Raw genomic sequence first — 19,012 nt, forward strand, 5'->3', positions numbered from 1 at the left:
CGATGGGCGCGACGCTACCGGAGCCGTTGCAGGTGCTCTTGGGTTTGGTGGGCGGGGCGGAATGGCCCGACGGTGATGAAGACCGGATGTGGGAGCTCGCCCGGGTGCTGCGAGCGGGGGCCGATGCGCTGGAGTCCGCCGCACCCGATGTGCGCCGGGCGCACCACGAGGCGCTTGCCGCCTACCCTACGGGTAGGGCACACGAGGCGATGGACGGCCTCTTTCAGGAGATCGAGCGTTTCCTCCCCCAGGTGGTCGAGTCGCTGCGCGGGCTGGCGACGAGTGCGCGGGATACCGGTGGTGCGATCGAGTCGGCGAAATTCCAGATTTGGAGCGCGCTGGCTCTGCTGGCGCTGGAACTGATCATTTCGAAATTGTTCCCGGCGACATCGGCGTTGCAGGACGCGGCGGCGATGGCGGCGACCCGGACGACTCTGCAGGCTGTCGCGCGGTGGTTGCTGGTCAATATCGGAGCACTGGGGTGGCGGCAGGCGATTCCGAGTCTGGCGGTGCGACTGGCGGGCCACGGCATTCTCGGTGGCGGGATCGCCGCATTGCAGGACACCGCCATCCAGCTGTGGGCGATCGAACACGGTAACCAGAGCGAGGGTTTCCGATACGAGCAGCTGTCCGCGATGATCGGCGGCGGCTTCGGGGGCGGCGTGGCCGCGGGTGGTTTCGGGCAGGTGGTGCAGCGGCTGCGCTACACCGACTGGGGCCTGGACCATTTGACGATGCCGCGGACGCTGGGTTTGCAGATCGTGGGCGGCGGGGTTCTCGGTGGGTTGGGGGGATGGCTCGGCGGTGGTCTGGTCTCGGGCGACTTCACCTTCGATTACCGGATGATCAGTGCGGGTGTGATCGGTGCGGGCGCGGCGGTCGGTAGCCATCAGGGAATGCACGCTTTCGGGATGCGGCACAGTGGTGGCCGTATCGAGAGTCTGAGCAGGCGGGTCGGGCCGATCATCAAGCTCGGTCAGATGCTGGGGGTCGATCCGGGCGAGGCGCCGGTACGTGCGCGCACCCCTGTCACCGTCGGTCGTGAGCCGGGTGCGGGCGGTACTCCGGCCGCGCCTGCGGGTCCGGTGATCAGGGGGTATGCGGAGCCGGGTACCGGCCCGCGGGACCCTGCGGGAGCGCCGGGGCCGCGGGAGTCCCCGGCCCGGACCGCATGGGCGGGAACACAGGTATCCGATCCCGCCACGGCCGCGGCGGGTACCACGGGGGCCGTACCGACGGCTCGGGCGACCGAGGCCGGGGGCCCGGCCGGTAGGCCGGAGACGCCCGGAACCGCTACGACGGCGTTCACGCCCGGGGTTCGTCCCGATCCCGGCCCCGCCGGGAGTCGCGACCAGGTCCGCCCGTTCGCCGGTGAGGCCGGTGTGTCGTATCGTCCGCCGCCTCCGGGGCCGGGCGAACAGCCCGCGGCGCCCGGGACGCCGAACCGGCACGGGGCGGAGCAGGCGGAAGTGCCTTCGCAGCCGGGTACGCCCACCGGGCTCGGGGAAACAACGCCCCTCCAACAGCCCGGGAATGGTACGCGGGCGGTGGAGACGGACGAGGTCGCTCCGGCACTCGAGGCGTCTCACCGGCACTCGGTGCCGCCGCAACCCGCCGAGGCCATCGGTGAGCCCGGCTCGGCCGCGGTGCCCGAGCCGGGCCATACGCCGCAGGATATTCCCGTCACCGGGTCGCCGGACCGGCCCGATTCCACCTCTCCGCAGTTTGCGGAGGCGGTTCCGGAAGACGGCGTAACGGATACCGGTGTGCCGCATGAGGACGACTCCCCGCGCCTCGCCGACCGGTTACAGGACCTGGGTGTGGATCCGGTCGCCGTCGAGGCGATGGTCCACGAGGCGTTCCGCACCCTGAAATCCGAGGGCCATATAGATATGACCTGGCGGGAATATTTTTCGATGGTATCGGAGCGGTCGTTCGCGGGTGGGCCGCTGTTCGGGCGGCGGTCACTGCGCACCGGGGAAGCGTTCGCCGCCGCGCTGGAACACGCGCTACGGTCGGGTGGCCTGGATATGCGGCACCCGGACTACTCACTGCTGCGCGCCCTGTACAGCGCCGTTACCGGGAATCCGGTCGATATCACCGCGGAGATGCGCCGTTTGCGGGTGGCGCAGCGGCTGGGAATCGAGAACCCGTATTCATGGATCCACGTGCAGCAGTGGGAAGCGGCGATCGATCGGATCCGGTATCAACTGGTGCAGGAGCGCAACGGGCTGGATCCCGCGGACGCGCCGGCGACTCGTAGGCTCGAAGCCCGCGAGCGGCTCCTTGCCGAACTGATCGATCTGGTCGGCCCTGTTCCGGTGGATTCGATGGAAGGCTACCCACCGCACCAGGATCCGGCCGGCCCCTCGGACGGACCACTTGCCGGGCATCCTTCCCCGCGCCCCCCGTCCGCGGGACCGGCAGCAGCTCGTCTCGTGCCGCTACCGCTGACCGCTGTCTCCGCCGGACCGCAACCGGATGGTTCCGCTCCGCGTGATGTCGATCCCGGTGCTGATCCGGCGACGGGGACGGTCCGGCCGGAGCCGGCCGGATCGAGTGGTGAGCAGCCGGGTCCGGTGCGCCAGGGGGAGGTTCCCGTGGCTGCCGCGGAATCGGCGAGCGCGCCCGATGAGGGGGGCCCGGCAGGACCGTCGACGCGGCCACACCGGAATACCGCCGATCCGGCTGCCGCCGAGTGGGAGGGGGCGGGACGAACCGGGGCCGACGATATCGCGCGCGTGAATCGGCTGATAGCGGAGGCCGGGATCCGGATCGAGGAGTACCAGGGGGTACCGGTCGAGACATTGGAGGCGTTGGTACCGGTGCTGCAAGAGCTGGCCGGCCGTTACGCGGGTGTCTCGGAGGGAGTGTGGTTCGCGTGGTTGTCCGAACACGGCGACGGTCCGGTGGCGGTGGTCCGGGACGGGTGGCTGGTGGTGGATCCGCGGGCGGGCCGGGCGCTGGCCTACCAGGATTCACATCAGCGGCTGGTCCGTTTCTATGCCGATGAGCTCGCTGCGTATCGCCGTCGTGAGGAATCGGGACCGGCCGGGGGGAGACCGAGGGACGAGGGTCGTCTCGACACGGACGCCGTTCCGTCCGGTGATCCTGTGGCCGAACCCGATCCCGTGGACCCCGACGCCGCGGATGTCTCGGCGGACCGAACCGGTGAGGCCGGGCGGGTACCGGTCGAGAGCCGATACCGGAGGGCGACAGAGGCGCTGACGGATTCCTACCTTCGGGCGCTCGCGGAACCGGAATCGACTCGGGCGGAGTCCGGTACCTCGCCTGATCGCGGGGAGACCCTGCCCGGATCACGGGATACCGCCACGGGGCCTATGCCCGAGGAGGGAGCGCGCACCGCGGGGCGGGGCCCGCGGGCCCGGGACGGCGGGGAGGCGGAGGTCGACTCCGTTACCGGGGCGGGAGATGCGAGTGCTCGGGAGCCGCGGGCGGAATCGGCCGACAACAGCAGGGCGATGGCGTCGCCGGTCACCGGACGTGATGGTGTGGTGCCGACCGAGGCCGATGAGCTCGCGCTGAAGAATCGGCTGGTGGGGGACGCCGGCGTCCGGGTCGAGGGTTTCGAGTCCCGGGAAGTGCCGGTGGAGATGCTGGAGGCCCTGGTACCGGTGCTGGCGCGATTGACCTCTCGATATCCGGGTGCGTTGGAGGGGGTGCGGTTCGAGTGGTTGTCGGAGGACGGTGCCGGTGCGGCGGGAGTGGCGCGGGACGGGTGGCTGGTGCTCGATCCGCGGGTGGTGGGGTTACCGGTATCGCGTTCGGCGGCGGATATGCCGCTGGTGGAATTGGTGACCCGCCGGTTCGCCGAAATTCTTCTCGCACGTGATGCCAGTGCGCTGGGGCGGGCCCATCAGTTCGCCGATTCGTTGCGAGGGCAGTTGCGGGCGGAGGGGGAGCGGCCCGCTGCTCGGCGCGAGTGGCGCAGGTTCAGGCGGATGGCTCCGCAGCGGGCCGTGGTCGAGGCGTTCTGGCGGGTCGAGCAGGAGGGCGCGGACCCGAAGCATCCGTCGTACGCGTACTACCGGGCGCTCGTGGCCGCCCCGGAAGCCGCGTTGGATCTGCCGCGGGAGCAACGTCTGTGGCGCCTGGCCGCCGAGGCGGGTGTCCAGGACGCATACCGTTCGGATACGAACGGGTTGATCCGGGAGCTCGAGGTGTTGCGTGATCGCCTCGACGCGGAAGTGGACGAACTGGCTGTGGAGCTGCCGAACCTGCCCGCCAGGGTGGCTCCGGTGGTGGCCGGTTTGCACAACGGTCGCGTCGAGTCGTACGCGGCCTTGTTCGAGATGGTGCACCGGCGGAAGCCCACCGAATTCGAAAAACCCCGGTCGATACGGGGTTTCGAACGCCTCCGATGGAGCCGTGGTGATAGTCGAGACGACGATCCGCCGTGGAAGGCCGTGGCCGAAGCCCTGGCCGGCGAACGTGCGGCGGAATTGGGTGTTCGTACGGAAGCCGAACGGCTCGTGCTGGCGAGCCTGTTCATCGACAAGCGACATCTGGATATCGCGGTTGTCGCCGGGCAACCCCACCCCGAACTCCTCTACGGCGGCAGGGAGTGGGCGGGGTTCCTGGATGCCACGGCCCACGCCCGTGCCTACGGAGACCGGGAGCTGACCGTGCCCTTCGTGCTCGAACTCCATCGCCGGCTGACGGCGATGGCCGCCCCGGAGATCGCAGGTGCGCTGGTCGAATCGCAGGCCATCGGGGTGCAGCAGGATCCGCTGACCGCGGAACAGAAGGAGGCCCTGGACGCCAATCCCTATATCGAGTACCACGACGGTCCGAGCTATCTCGGTGGTTCGGCCCTGCTGTTCTACGCGGGGTTTCCGTTCGAGAACGCGTCGATGCCGGGGGCCGAACGGCAGAGCTCGTTCCTCCAGGCCTTGTGCGACTGGTACAACGGTGTGCGCCGAGGGCCGGGGGATCCCTATGCGATAGCCGCCGCGCTACAGCGAATCATCGTCTCTGTCCATCCGTTCGCCGATTTCAACGGCCGCCTGTCGCGAATCCTGATGAATTGGGCGTTGGAGAACGCCGGGTTGCCGCCGAGTGCCGTGCACGATCCGAACTCGGACGTATTGACCTCACCACAGGAGTGGACCGCCGCGGTGCGTGCGGGAAGCGAACGATACGAGAACCTCCGGAACCGGGCTCGCCTGATGGGTCCCGATGCCGATCCGGTGGAGTTGTTCGGCCTCGAGGAGCTGCATCGGCGGTATCGGGAGCTCGATGGCCGGGTCGCTCCTTTCGAGGACGAGGTGAATCATTCCGAGGAGCTGAAACGCCTGCATCGCGATTTGCACGAGGCGGCTGCCGACTCCGGGGCCGGGACGTACGAACGGATGCCCGAGGCTCGCTCGCCGGGGAACGGACGCCCGCCGGAATCGCGCGAATCGCCGCGTGCGGTGGGGAAGGAGGTGTCCCACCCCGCCGCGCCGCACGGTGGCGGGCATCGGCCCGGTGATGTGGCGCCGGTTTCGCCCGTGGAACACGGTGGAGGCGACGGCCGCCGGCATCGTGACGGTGATCCGCCCGCCACCTACCGGAGCGAGCACGGCCGGTTGTATCCCCACGATCCTCCGCCGGGGCAGCTCGGTCCGGCCCCTGCTCCCGATTCGCCGGTGGGCGGGGGGCAGCCGTTCCGGCCCGTGGGGCTCGACGAGCGCTTCCGGGCCGGTGAGCTACCGGAAGGTCCTGGAACGCGGCAGGCCGGATATCCGGGCGCTGTGGACGCGCCGCAGCACCCGGACCAGCCGCGGCGTCGTGACGGTTCCTGGGACGGGGCGCCCCCGCCGTCGGAGGTCGATACGCGCCCTGGCCCGGCGACCGGCCCGCCGCGCCCGGCGCCTCCCGTGGAATCTCGGCACGGCGTCGACCGGATCCGGGAAGAGCCGGATTCCGCTGTTCACCGACCGGTCGAGACCGACGAGGACCTGGCACGTCCCGGGGCGGCACGGTCGGATCCAGCGCATCGGCAGTCACCGCACAGCTTGGAAGGAATCCCCGCGGGTACGCGCGAGGCCGGGCCGGTGGTAGCGCATCGGAGTACACCACCGGTGTATCCCGATCGAAGGCGGCGGAATCAGGAGCTGGATCGGCTGCTCGCGGCGGCGGATCGGGAGCGGGGCAGGCTCGAAGCCCTGCGGGACAAAGCCCTCGCCGAGATCGCCGCCGACCGCGACGGAACGATGTCCGACGAGCGGAGAACGAGTTTGGAGGCGGATCTCGCGAATCACCGGTACGCCGACGAGGCTCATACCTGGTTGAGTGCGTTGTCGAGGGCGCGTACCGCCGCGGAAATCCACGAGGTCTACTACGCGGCGCAGGCCAGGGACGAAGCCGCACGCCTGTTCTTGCCGTGGGACCCCGAGCGCTCGGTGGAACAACTACGCCCGTACCGATCCGAGTCCGAACGGCTCGCCACCTTGCTCGATATGCACAGCCGTGCCCGGGCCGAAGTACACCGGCTCGACAGGATATTCGACCAGGGGCTGGCAGACCGGCGGGTCGTTCCGCGGCCGCCGGATCCCGCGGCCGTACACGACGACGGTGGCGCGGTGTGGCGGGCCGCCGCCGATGTGACAGCGGAAGGAGCGATAGACCGTTCCCCGTTCGCCGAATCGGTGGTACTGCTCACCGATTCACAATTGCAGGCCCGTGCGGGCGGCCGGGTCCTGGCCACTATCGGGCATGCCGCATTGGCGGCGGAACTGAAACGGCTCGGGCCCGGCTCCTCCGCCCTGGTGATCGACAAGAACTCGTGGACAGGTGGCGCTCGCCGGTATCAATTGGTCAACTACGAGATGCTGATCATCGTTATCGACCGCACCTACGGCTCGGTATCGGAATTCACGCCCCCTGTCGTCGGCGTGGAGGTGAAAACCAATGCCGTGTTGTTCGACCGCACCGGCCGGTGCGTGCATCCGATCGGTGTGGACGAATTGCATATGCGGCCGCATTCGGAGAACCTCACGTTCTGGCAGCGAGGCGAAATCGTCCAGCGGCTTGCCGCGGTGTATACCGAACGCGGAATGCTGGTGGGAGAGATCGAACGTATGCTCGAGCGGCTGGGGTTCGGCTGGACGGGAGACCTCCGAAACGCATCGGACCGGCGGCGGTTGTCGGCCGAGTTGAACGATCCGGCCGGCGAGTGGATATCGACATCGGAAATCACGGCGCTCGAAGGCTTGGTCTCGAAGCTGGGACAGCTACAGCGGATAGCGGACGACCTGGACGCGTTTCGTGCCATCGGGCGCGACCTCGGCCGAGCCGAGCTGGCCTACGAGCAGTACAGTGCGAGCTACCGGCAGCTCGCCGCCGAAACGGGATTGTCCGAACAACCGCGTGATACCGCCGCGACAGGGTTGTCCGGCGATCGCATCGGGGAACTGCTGGCGCTCGGCACCGGGGTTCTGGAGACCGAAACAAAGGTTCGTGGATACGAACGGGAGCTCCTCCAGGCGCTGCAGGATCGAACCCCCGTCCGTCCGGTCGATTGGACGCAGATCGACCAGTACTGCATGCAATCGGCGATCATCGACGCGATGTGGCATTCCGACGCGGGAATCGAGCCGCTCGACTGGGACGTCAGCCTGGACGGCACGGCCGTGTACGCGGCGGCCGCCGCGCTGGGGGCCGTACCCGAACCCTTCGACACCCGCGCGGACTTGGAGAGTTACCTCGATACGCTACCGGTCGGCGCGTGGATCGCGGTGATGGACGAAGGGCCGACAGCTGCCCACGGGTATCGGGCGATCAGGACACAGCACGGGATCGTCATCCGGGAATGGGCAGGGATGGAGAGCTACTCCTACCCGCCGAAGGCTCGGGCCGAGGTCACCAGGATCTCCGGCATCGTCTATCTGGACCGGGACACTCCGAAACTGCCGTTGTCCGAGACGGACCGGCGACTGCTGTGGCAGCTGGCCCGAGAGCAGAACGACCTCAAAGTCCAGTGGCGTCGGCTCACCACGGTTTTCCTCGAGCATTCCGCTCATTTCCCCGCCGAAATCGTCGGCGACCTCCGGACGGACTGGACTTCGCCGGTGGCTGTCGAAACGCGTATCGAGCGGCTGCGGCAATGGACGAACCAGCTGCCCGATCCCTCCGAAAACGGCCGCTACGCGGACCGAATAGATCGACTCGGCGCGGCCGCGGCTCGTATCCTCGCGGTATCCGAGCGCGTGGCCGCGGTCGATACCCGAGCCCAGCGGATGCTCGCACCGGACAGTCACCGCGACCCGTCCGGGCCGTCGGTTCACTACCGTGGCACACCCTCGCCCCGGCCGCGTGACGGGGAAGAAGGAAGTCCGGCGGCTCCGGCTGTGGTCACGCCCATCAGCGGCGGCGTTCCTGCGCCGGCGTCACCAGCGGCTGCCGCGCAGATCAGAGAGGGGGTGCCTGGCGATGTCGGCGATGCGCGCCTCGCCACCCCGGAAGAACTCGATTCGCCGGAGACCACCTCCGATCGGGCGCCGCACACCGCCCCGGCTCCGGTTCCGCTGGTACGCAACACCAGCCGGGACGGGGCCGACGTGCTCCGGGTACTCGCCGCCCGTACGGGAGACGGGAGATTCCCGGTTCCGGATGTGGACGCGCCGCATATCAGCGACAGCGATCTCCAGCGGTACACCGGCGGTCGTTTGCTGAGGATTCCCCACCACGACTATCTGCGAACGGTCCTGAACGATCCGGACCATCCCGCGGTCGCAGCCGTCGTCGTGGAGCGGGGAAGGTCGAGGGTCCGGTATGTCGTAGTCCATGAGCACGGTGCGAACGTCGTCGTGCGACCGGACGAGACCAGAACGCCCTATACGGAGACAGCCGGAAACGCGGTACCGTTCGCGATCCTTTTCGATGCGGACTGGAATCCGGTGGATCCGGTCGGCGCGGATGTGCACGCATGGCCACAGACCGCGAATACCTTCATCGAATCCAGCGTCCGGCCCGCGATGGTGCTCCTACAAGCTGCTGTCGAGCTGAGCCGAGCTCGCGCCGGTGTGGCGGAGCTCGCGGAGTTGCTGGCCATACCCGAGAGCAGGCTCGCCGGACCGGAACGGACGCGCACCTTGTCGGAGCTGGAGGCCGAGTCGGCCGCGGGTGCTGTCGGTTTCCGCGGGGCTCTGGTCGAGGCGATGATCACCGCCATCCGTCAGCAGGACCGGATCGAAGCCGAGTTCGCCGCCATGGCCTCGATCAGCGCCGAACGGATCATGGCGATACGAAGCCGTGAGGTGGCGGATTCCGAATTCCGTTCTCTCGCAGTTGAATCGGACGGTGCACCGCATCGCCCGAGTACTGCGCGGCCGGCTGTATCCGATTCGAGTCCGGACGGCCGGGGAGATCTGGTGGTGCGCCGGGAGCAGGCCGACCGTGCGCGGCAGTACTGGGAGTCCGAGGTGCAGCGGCACGAGCGCGAACTGCTGCGCACAGCCGGTCGCCGTCCGGCGACGACCGACCCCGCGCTCCTGGAACATTTCGCGCACAGCTGCAGTGGTCTCGCCACCGTTGTTCTTCTGGGGCTCACCGGCAATCCCGGTATCCGGCTTCCTGTTCGCGCCCCGTACGACTACGGATGGGATTGGTTCGAAATCGTTTCGGATATCGGTGGCAGGCCGATCCGGCTCGACAACCTCGATGCCGCGCGGGAACACCTCTGCCCCGGCGAGACGATGATGGTCCTCACGACTTTCGCCGAGATTCCCGGTGGTCATGTTCTCGTACTGCACCGCGAGGGTGATCGGATCCATGTATTCGACCACGGTGGCGCGCTGGTACACGACTGGCCACCCGAACAGCGCGAAACGTGGGGAAAGCTCGAAGGTATCGTATTCCGGGCAGACGGAACCCACGCCGATCCGGTTCCCGACGCGATACGTAGTCGGCTGGACGAATTGAGGTATTCGATCGTCCACCGAACTCACGAGGAGATCGATCGCGCCAACAGTATCGCGCGGCGCCTCGTCTACGGGGCGGCCGCATCTGCCGTGCCGGGACCGGGTATGCCGGCCGATCCGATACCGCCGGAATCGTCACCGGATACGCCCGCCGCATTCCGCGGTCCCGATCACCGGCTCCACCTCGCGGGGGAATCACCCGCGATGCCCGGCCCGCCCCGTACCCTTTTGCCGGCAGGCGGGGCGGGGCCCGAGGCGACGGTGGAGCGGAGCCCCGGACCCCTCGCGGTATCCCGTGACGACAACCGGCCGGCTGCGGACCGCGACGAACCATCCGGTGGTCTGGACGGAATCCGCGCAGAGGGGGCCGTGGTGCGCGGGCCCGAGGCCACCACTGGAGAACAGTCGTATCGGTATGCCGACCGGCAGAGCCGGAATCAGTATCTGGATCGGATGCTGGGAGCGGCGGATCGGGAACGTGGCCGGCTCGCGGCGGTGTACCACGAAGCACTGCGGGAACGGTCCGAGCTTCTGCGCGCCGGGAACGACGGCCGGGCGGACGCCGGGGCGCGGATCGCGATGCTGGACGCGGATATCGCTGCCTACGAGTACGCCCAGGAGGCGCACATCTGGCTGAACAGCGTGTCACGCGCGCGTACCGCGGCCGAACTCGACGAGGTGTACGCCATCCATCTCGCGCGCCGGGAAGCCGAACGTTCGGGCCTGCCATGGGAATCCGGACGCCCGGTCATCGACCGGCTACGCGAGCACCGAGCCGCGAACGCGCGTATCGCGGCCGCCCTCGATCGCTACGATCGCGCACGGGCCGAAGTAGATCGGCTCGACGGCGTCCTGGACGAAGGTTTGGCAGACCCCCACGTCGTGCCGGGACATCTCGAGCCGGCCGTCCTGCCCCACGATGACGGCGAGGCCGTGCTACGCGCCGCTGCCGATGTGACAGCCCCCGGCAGGATCGACCGCTCCCCGTTCCCGGAATCGGCCTTCGGCCTCACCGATTCCCGATTGCAGACCAAGGTGCGCGGGCGATTCATGGAGATGGAGAGCCACGAGGCCCTGATAACGGAGCTGGAGAACCTGCGTTCGGGGGCTTCCGCTGTGGTGATCGATAGGGATCGGCGGACCGGACTGGTCCATCGGTATCAGTTGGTCAACTACCACGGGCTGATCATCCGGATCGATCGGCGCTACGGACTGGTGCAGGAATTCGCGCCGGTCGTTCGCGCCGGAATGACATCGTATGCGGCGGTATTCGGCCCGGACGGGCACCAGCTGGATCCGATCGCACCGGGTCAGGGGCATCTGCTGCCGCATTCGGAACTACGGGTCAACTCGGTGCGTGACGAGGTGGCACGCCGGATCACCGCGATCACCATCGAGCGCGGAGCGGTGCTCGGGCAGGCCGCTCGGATCGTCGAGCAGCTGGGAACCGGATGGGTGGGCGATCTGCACACCGCGTCCGATCGGAAGCTGCTGCTCGACCGGCTGGACGCGATGACAGGTGAGCCGATGGATCGGGATCGCTCATCGGCTGTCGCGGAACTGGTCACGAAATTGGGACAGCTGGAACAGATCGAGCGCGCTCTGGCCTCTTTCCGGGAAATGGGCCAGGCCCTCGTCGACACCGAGTTGCGTTACGAGCAGTACGGCGTCGAATACCGGCGGCTTGCTTCCCGGATCGGGTTCCCGGATACGTCGAGCGGTGAACTACGCGGCTCCGCCCGGGACGGGGCGCTCGCCGGTGATATCGGTGAGCTGCTGGCTCTCGGGACGAAGCTGATCGACACCGAAGCGCGGGCCCGCCGGTACGAACAGCAACTTCTCGACGCACTGCGGGCCCGCGAGCCTTTTCACGAGGTGGATCAGGCCGCGATCCAGAACGGCTGTGCGCAGTGGACGGCCATCGAGGCCGGCTGGCATGCCGGTGACGGCGTTGTGGAACTACTCACCTGGGATCCCAGTCTCGCCGGTACGGACGTCACCGTCGTCGCGGCCATGTTCGGCGGCGTACCCGAGCGGTTCGCCGGTACCGCGCAGGTGGGGGCGAGGCTGGACTCGCTGCCACACGGAGCCTGGGCCGTGGTGATGGTGCTGGGTACGGATATCGGGCACGCCTACCGGATGGTCAAGAACGGCGATGACATCCTGGTCAGGGACCTCGCGGGATACGAGACCTATGCGTACCCACCGAAGAAGCGGGGCGAGATCGACGCGGTCCACGCAATAGTGTTCGTGGACAGGAAAACTCCCGCATCGCCGCTGCCGGCCGCTGACCGCGCGCTGCTGTGGGATCTGGGCCGGCAGCTCGAGGACCTCCGGAGTGAGCGGCGCGAGCTCATCCGGACGATCGGTGTACTCGCGGATCGGTTCCCCCCGGAGGCGATGGAACCCCGCCCCGAGGACTGGTCTTCGGCACTGGCCATCGACTCCGGGATCGTCCGGCTGCGTCAGTGGGCGGACGAGCAGGGGGATACCGCCGGGCGGGAAGCCGTTGCGGCTCGAATCGACGAACTCGAGCGCTGCGCGCACCGGCTCAACGCGGTAACCATTCGCTCGCAGTCGATCGATCGCCGCGCCTGGTCGCTTCTGGAACAGGGGAGCGGGCGAGAATCGGGGACCGCGGCAGTCCGCACCGACCGGCTCACACCACACGGTGCGGGTATCCCTCCGGTCGCGGTCGGCAGGGACCGTGATCCGGCCCCTACCGGCGGCGCCCCGGATGACGGGGTTCCGGCCGCGCGGAAACAGGGCCCGCCCGTTCCTGACGGTGCGCTCCCGGTCGAAGCCGGGCAGCCGCACGACCAGCAACCGGGTGATACGGCCGAGCGCCGCTCATTGGCGGCACGGTCGGCGGAGGTACGCGCCGGTTTACCGGAGAACCAGCGGCAGCGACTGCGTGAACTCTTCGATTTCGGTTACCCTCCCGGCCGCCCCACATTGGACTACCTCGCCGAGGTGCTCCGGGACGAGCGGCTGATGATTCCGGAGGTGTTCCTGGACATCGAATTGCTCGACAGCGTGCTGGCGAAGAGTCCGCTGCCCGAGCAGGTGACGGTGTCCTACGCCCAGCAAGTGAATCCATTCGGCCGGCTGGAGGGGTTGCAGGGCAGTACGCAGCTGGTGCCCGGTTACATCCGTGCGATGCCGGCCACGCTCTCCAGAGCGGATACGGCGGGCTATCACCTGGAAGTCACCGTACCGGCGGGCACGCCCGCGTTGTTGCTCGGTGAGCTTTCCCCGCTCGGTCCACAGGTGCCGGAAATCGTGCTGGGGCGTGGGCTGCTGTTGCGCGTGGACTCCGTCCAGGATCACGGTAACGGCCGGGCGTTCATCCGCGCGACCGTGGCTCCGCCCGATATCGCCGATCCCCCGCCGCATACTTCCGCGCCGAGGGGTATCGGTGGTCCCTCGCGGGATACCCACGCCCCACTCCATCCGGTTCACGGCCCGGACGACGATATCGTCACCGACTTCACCCCCCGGATGATCGATCAGGCCCGTCCGGCGGTCGAGGATCTGCTCCGGCGGGATGTGACCGTGCGAGAGTTCGAATGGCTGGCGACCGGGCTGGTATGGGTCGAGCGGTACGAGGCGGGCCCGGTGATCGCGGTCGTGGCTGTCGAAGCCGCCCATATGGCGGCGCTGCGCGCGGCGGTGGTGAACCATCCCGGGCATTTCGCACGGTTGGGGCACGAGCGGGTGCTCTACTGGGAGGATCTCGGCTTCGCGCACGACACCGTGTGGCATCTGCAGATCGAGCCGGACGGATCTGTTGCTTTCGCCGATCCGATCGATATCGACACACTGCATCGGATGGTGACGGTCACGGATATGGCCGCGGCGGAGGTGGGCGGTTTCCTCGCGTCGCTGGACGCCGGAAAAGTACGCGGCGGTTTCGATTCGTGGCTACTGCTGTTGCGCGACCCCGAGACCATGGGGCCGCTCGCCGACTCCGTCCTGCACGTCGGGCCGGAGGGCTATATGTTGCTCCCCAATGCTCACTGGCGGGTGCTGGAGTACACGAACCGGCATCCGCTGCCGGAGCACCATCCGGCATACACGCTGCGCAGACTCGCGCTACTCGACCTTCCGCTGCGTGGATATCCGCCCGAGCCCGGAATCGAACAACCCGTGCGGCTGGGCGACCGGCGCATCACCACCGTCACCGTTCCGGTGAAGTTGCCTTTTACCGTGGTGGTCGAACGAGATCCGGTCACAGAGAAGTGGTCCCTGCACGACGGTCCCTTCGGGCCCGCGCAGGACGCACTGGTGCGGCGGCTGGGCGACCGGTCCGCCGGAAGTCCGCAGAATCTGGCGAAGTCGATCGCCAAGGACCTCAACGGTGGTCTGTTCACCGACGTGGCGGCCCGGATGCGCGGTTCGCTCCGGGAAACCGGCCCGGTTGCGCCGTCGGCGGCCCCGGAGACCGCCGGCCGGTTCCGGAGGCCGCCGTCCGGCATACCGGGAGAAGCGGCGCTGGTGCGGCTGGCACTCGACGCGGTGAGCGACGATATGGGACGGGCCGGCGGGTCCGCCCTGCCGTTCGAGGTCGTCTCCTTCCGCCGGTTCGCTCCCGCCGCGGCCGTGCTTGAGGGTGCGCAGGGCCAGCAGGTGATCCTGGTCGGCGCGGTCGAGGGGCGGCACGCGGCCACCATGCGGGAGCTGATCAGGCACCACAGCGATGAGTTCCGTCGGTTGCAGGACGGGAACGGGGAGATCCGCCATCTGCTGGTCCGGCCGGACGGCACACCGGTGCTTCTCGATTCCGCCGGCTCCGCGGGCAGCGCCCGCCTCGCCTTTCCGTTCGAGGTCCACGAGGCCATGGTCGCGGAGTATCTGAGAACGAAACACGTTGTCGACGGGGGCATCGATGAGTGGGTATGGCGAGGGCTTCCGGCCGATTTCTTCGTCTCGGATGCCGGGCGAGCGGAGGGCCTCGCGCGCGGGCAACTCGCCCCCGACGCCCTGTGGCGAGCCGTAGCGATCGACGGTGGGATACCACCGGACCATACGCCCGCGCAGGTATTGTGGCGGCTCGCGGAGTTCGATATCCCGGTTCCGCCGCGCACCCCCCTGGACACTTCTTCGGTGGTGGGGTCCGTGGCGTTCTGGGTGGAGACGGGGGCGCTGCGGTTTCCGGTCGTTCTGGAATATGTCTATCGACTCGGATGGCGACTGGACCCTACGGTGCACGCACTCGCCCAGGACCCGTTGGTCGCCCACTTCGGCGAATTGACCGCCGCCGATCCCGAGAAGCTGGCGGGGCTTCTCGCGAGGAAGCTCGTGGGCGGCCGGGTCGTGGCGGCGCCCGCCGTGCACCCGGGCAGCTGGCCCGAGCCGGCTGTCCACCCCGCTCAGGTCGCCGAACTGGAACAGAGTGTGCAGAGCCTGACGGACCGTGTGCACCCCGCGATGCCCGACCCCGTACTACGGGCCCGGGCCGAGGTCGATGCCGAGCTGGCGGCCGAGGTCGCGGCGTCCTCGGGGGCGCAACTGATCGAGCGACTCTTCGCCGCGCGCCGCCGCGATGCGCTCGCCGAGGTTCGTTATCGCGATGCGGTGAACGAACTGCCGGACGAGATCATCCTGCTCGATCTGAGCCACGACGACGCCGGTGGTTACCGGATGGTCGAAGAACTGCGACAGCAATCGGAGGAGATCGAGGCCGCGCTACGAGCCGCTGAACGGGCCGAACACGGTCGTGCGCTGGCCGCGCAGGTCGATGTGGGCCGATGGTATCGGCAGACCTTCCCGCGCGACTCGTTCACGGAAGTGCGGCGTTTCGACGATCACGCCGTCACCGTGACCGACGGGCACACGGTCCGGCTCGTCATCGTGGCCGTGGACGGTTACCACGCGATCGCGGAGCAGCAGTGGCGTATGGCCAACCCGGCGCTACTGGAGGAAATCGGCCGTGGCGAGTGGATCGTGGACTGGCTGACCGTCCGGCCGGACGAGTCCGGTGAGGGGGTTGCTCGAGTGGAGCGGGTCTGGCGGCCCGCGCGGCCCGGCTTCGCCGCCGTGGCAGCCGCGGTCCAGGTGAGCCGGATGACCACCGAAGCCGAGGTGGTGAAACGCCGGATCGATATTCTCACCGGTGCGTTGGAGGAGCGGTATCGGGCCACCCGCGAGCAGGTCTCGATACGGCAGGAGTTCGAGTCACTGGCCGCCTCGCGCGAAAGGCCCGCGGGTTCCGGGCCGGTCCCGGACGCGGTGCGTGGCATACCGGATTCCGCGCACAGCCGCCGAACGGTGGCAGCAGTGGTCGATGATCTGCGCGCTGTGCTCGGGGCCGCCGCCGACCTGGCGGCCGGGCAGGTGCTGCGTATCGCCGATGAGCGGGGTTCGCTGGTGGTTGTCGCCGAACCGGGCGGCCATCTGCGTGCGCTCACCCGGGCGGGCCGCCACCATCCGGAGATCGCACGGGTGTTGTCGGGGGAGTCCGTCCCCATCGCATGGGTGGAGGTGGGGCTCGACGGATCGGCCGCACCGCGCGTAGCCGTGACCGAAGGACTCGGGGCGGTTGTCCGCCGGTCCGGAGAGACGACCGAGTCCTTTTTCCCGCCGGCCGAGGGGTCGTTGCGCGATCGGCTCACCGCATCGGCCGACCTCGATCCCGCGCATGCCCGGGTGGCTCTGGAAGCCGTGCGGGGGCAGATAGCCGGTGAGCTCGCGGCACACCTGCACGACGTCTTCCCGGCGGCACCGCACTACGCGCTCGGTGACCGCGGCGAGGTCGTGGACCTTCTGGCGGCGCAACCCGAGCGGACGCTGGCCGCCCTGCGCCTCCGGGGTGTCCCCGAGCAGGTCCGTGCCGCGGTCGAAGCGGGATTCGCCGATCTCCGCCTCCTCGGTGAGCACATCGCCGTAGCGGACACGGACCTCGCGGACTGGTTGCGCGGGGCGACGGATTCGGCTGGGCCGGTGCGGGCGATATGGCCCGCGGTGTTCCGGCAGCCGCCGGCCGGCCTCGCTCTGTGTGGGCACTTGGCTGTGGTCGCCCGTAATGCCTGGTATCACGAGGTTGCGGGGAGCCGGCCGATGCGCCTACCGGACGAGCCGGTCGCTCCGGGCGAGTTGATCGAACCGGCGGGTTTCAGCTGGCTGGTGGGAGGGCACGCCGAGTACCTGCCGGGAGGCCCGGCCGAGGCCGCCGCCCGGCTGTCCGGAGCGGAGCCGGGACAGTCGTATACGGACACCGATCCGGCGGTACGGGCGCGTCATTCGGGACGCGGGATGCTGCTGGTCGAATCCGGTGCCGGTGAGGGAGCGGCCCGGCTGCTCGTCAACGAGGGGGGCACTGTACTGGTGATCGACCTCGCCGGTGGCTACATCGGCCCGGTCACGGTGGAGTCGAGGGGCGAAAGTATCTGGCACGGGATCGAACTCGACAGATCCGGGAACCCGACGAAGCCGATTGCGTCCGACTACTCCGTGCCCCCGGCCGTGGTCGACAAATCGGTCCGGCTGCGGGACGGGATCGGCGGGGCGGCCGACGAGGCGCCCGGATCGGGGTCCGCCGATCCGGGGCGGGCACCGCGGGCGGGCGAGCACGATGACGCCGCGCCGGCGGAGCCGGGGCCGCCCGTACCGGTGGTGCGGGTTGCCGAGCCGGACTGGGGGAGCGGAACGGGTCCGCGTTCGGTGGATTCGGAGCTCGTGCTGCGGCGGCTCGGTGAGCGGGTGGCCGGGGACTCGCTGATCGTCGGTCAGGGAGCTGTGGTGGCCGCGCTCGGCGAAGGCGCCCGGCCGCCCACGCGACTCGAGGTGGCGGTACCCGAGGCCGCGTACCGCTATCTGCGGGAACAGCCGGGCTGGTCGGAGCGACCGGGCGGCGAGGATGCCCGCCTGGTCGCCGACAGGCTGTCGGTCGGACCGGGATGGCACGGAGCCCCACCTCTCCCGGAACTGTGGGCGCGTTCGTGGACTTCCCCGGGCGGGCTGCGCATCGCGAGTCTGCCCGATGTGTACGCCCTGCTCCAGGAACGCGGCCGGCCGCAGGACCTCCTGGACGCTGCCGCGATCCGGGCACACCTCCACGATCCCGGGCGACCGCCGTTGCCGCCGTATGTGCTCGTACGGCAGATGGACGCGGTGCGCGCAATACTGCCCGCCGAGGCGCTCGCTCACCCCGACGCGGATACCGCGATCCGGCTCGCCGCCAACGGTATGCATATCACCTACACCCTGTACGGGGACCCGGAAATCGGGCGCGTCAACCAGATCATCGGGGACCTCGAGCATCCCAGGTATCGCGTCCCGGCGACCTATCACAATGGTTTCGGTCTCCTCGAGGACGGGCTTCTGCTCCAAACACACCTGGGTGCCATCGGCGTCCGCCCGCACGAGCGGCTGGACGCGGGCGCCGCGGACAACTACAGCGACGCCGTGTACGGCAACGGCCGGCGCCGCGACAACCCCGGGGGATACGACGAGCTACGCTCGGCCCTCCTGGCCCGCGCCCACGCGCTCCTGCTCGGTTATCCGCGGGATCGGGCCGATCGTCTCTTCACCATGATCATGGGTTCCGGTTTCGACCAGAGTACGAAGGCGCAGGTGGGCAAGTACGACCCCGACCCTCTGGTGCAGGGTATCGCCGGGGTCGACCTGCAAACGCTCGTACTCCCGGGCGGTCTGGCGGATGCCTTCGCGGTGGCGGTGGAGGATCTGGCATCCGCACGTTTCTCGGCCGACCGGATACTCGGACGAGTACTGGTCGATTTCGATCTGTGGATTCGCTCGACCGCGGAGGGGATGCTGATCATCGACGAGTACGCGGAGTACCGCCCGATGATCGATGGTCGCCGATCGGAACTGACGGTCATGGATGCTTTCGCCCGCCGCATCACGGGCAATGCGGGTTTCACCGCGAACCACGAATTCCCGCGGACCTGGACCCTGGCGAACCCCGAGTTGCGCGCGGCGAACGCCAACGGTTCACGTGCTCTCGGCGCGGCTCTGGCCGACCGGCGGATCACCGCGTACCGAGCGTTCAGGGCAGCGCAGGAATACGCGCTGAGAATGGAACGGAAGTACCGGCACCGGTGAGCGATACGGCCGCTCCGGGC

The 19,012-nt window shown here is 68.9% G+C and carries 1 protein-coding gene; it reads left to right on the plus strand.

Translation table 11 applies throughout. The annotated features are described in order from the left end of the window. The first annotated feature begins 2 nt into the window (after nt 1-2). Nucleotides 3-18,992, plus strand: coding sequence for a WXG100-like domain-containing protein (locus ACYR7D_RS19040; protein ID WP_459545878.1), 18,990 nt, complete (start codon nt 3-5; stop codon nt 18,990-18,992). Nucleotides 18,993-19,012 lie beyond the last annotated feature (20 nt).

This window comes from Nocardia sp. X0981, from assembly GCF_977089955.1.

Coding starts and splice junctions, on each gene's coding strand:
- ACYR7D_RS19040 (WP_459545878.1), top strand. CDS start 3: ATGGGCGCGACGCTACCGGAGCCGTTGCAGGTGCTCTTGGGTTTGGTG.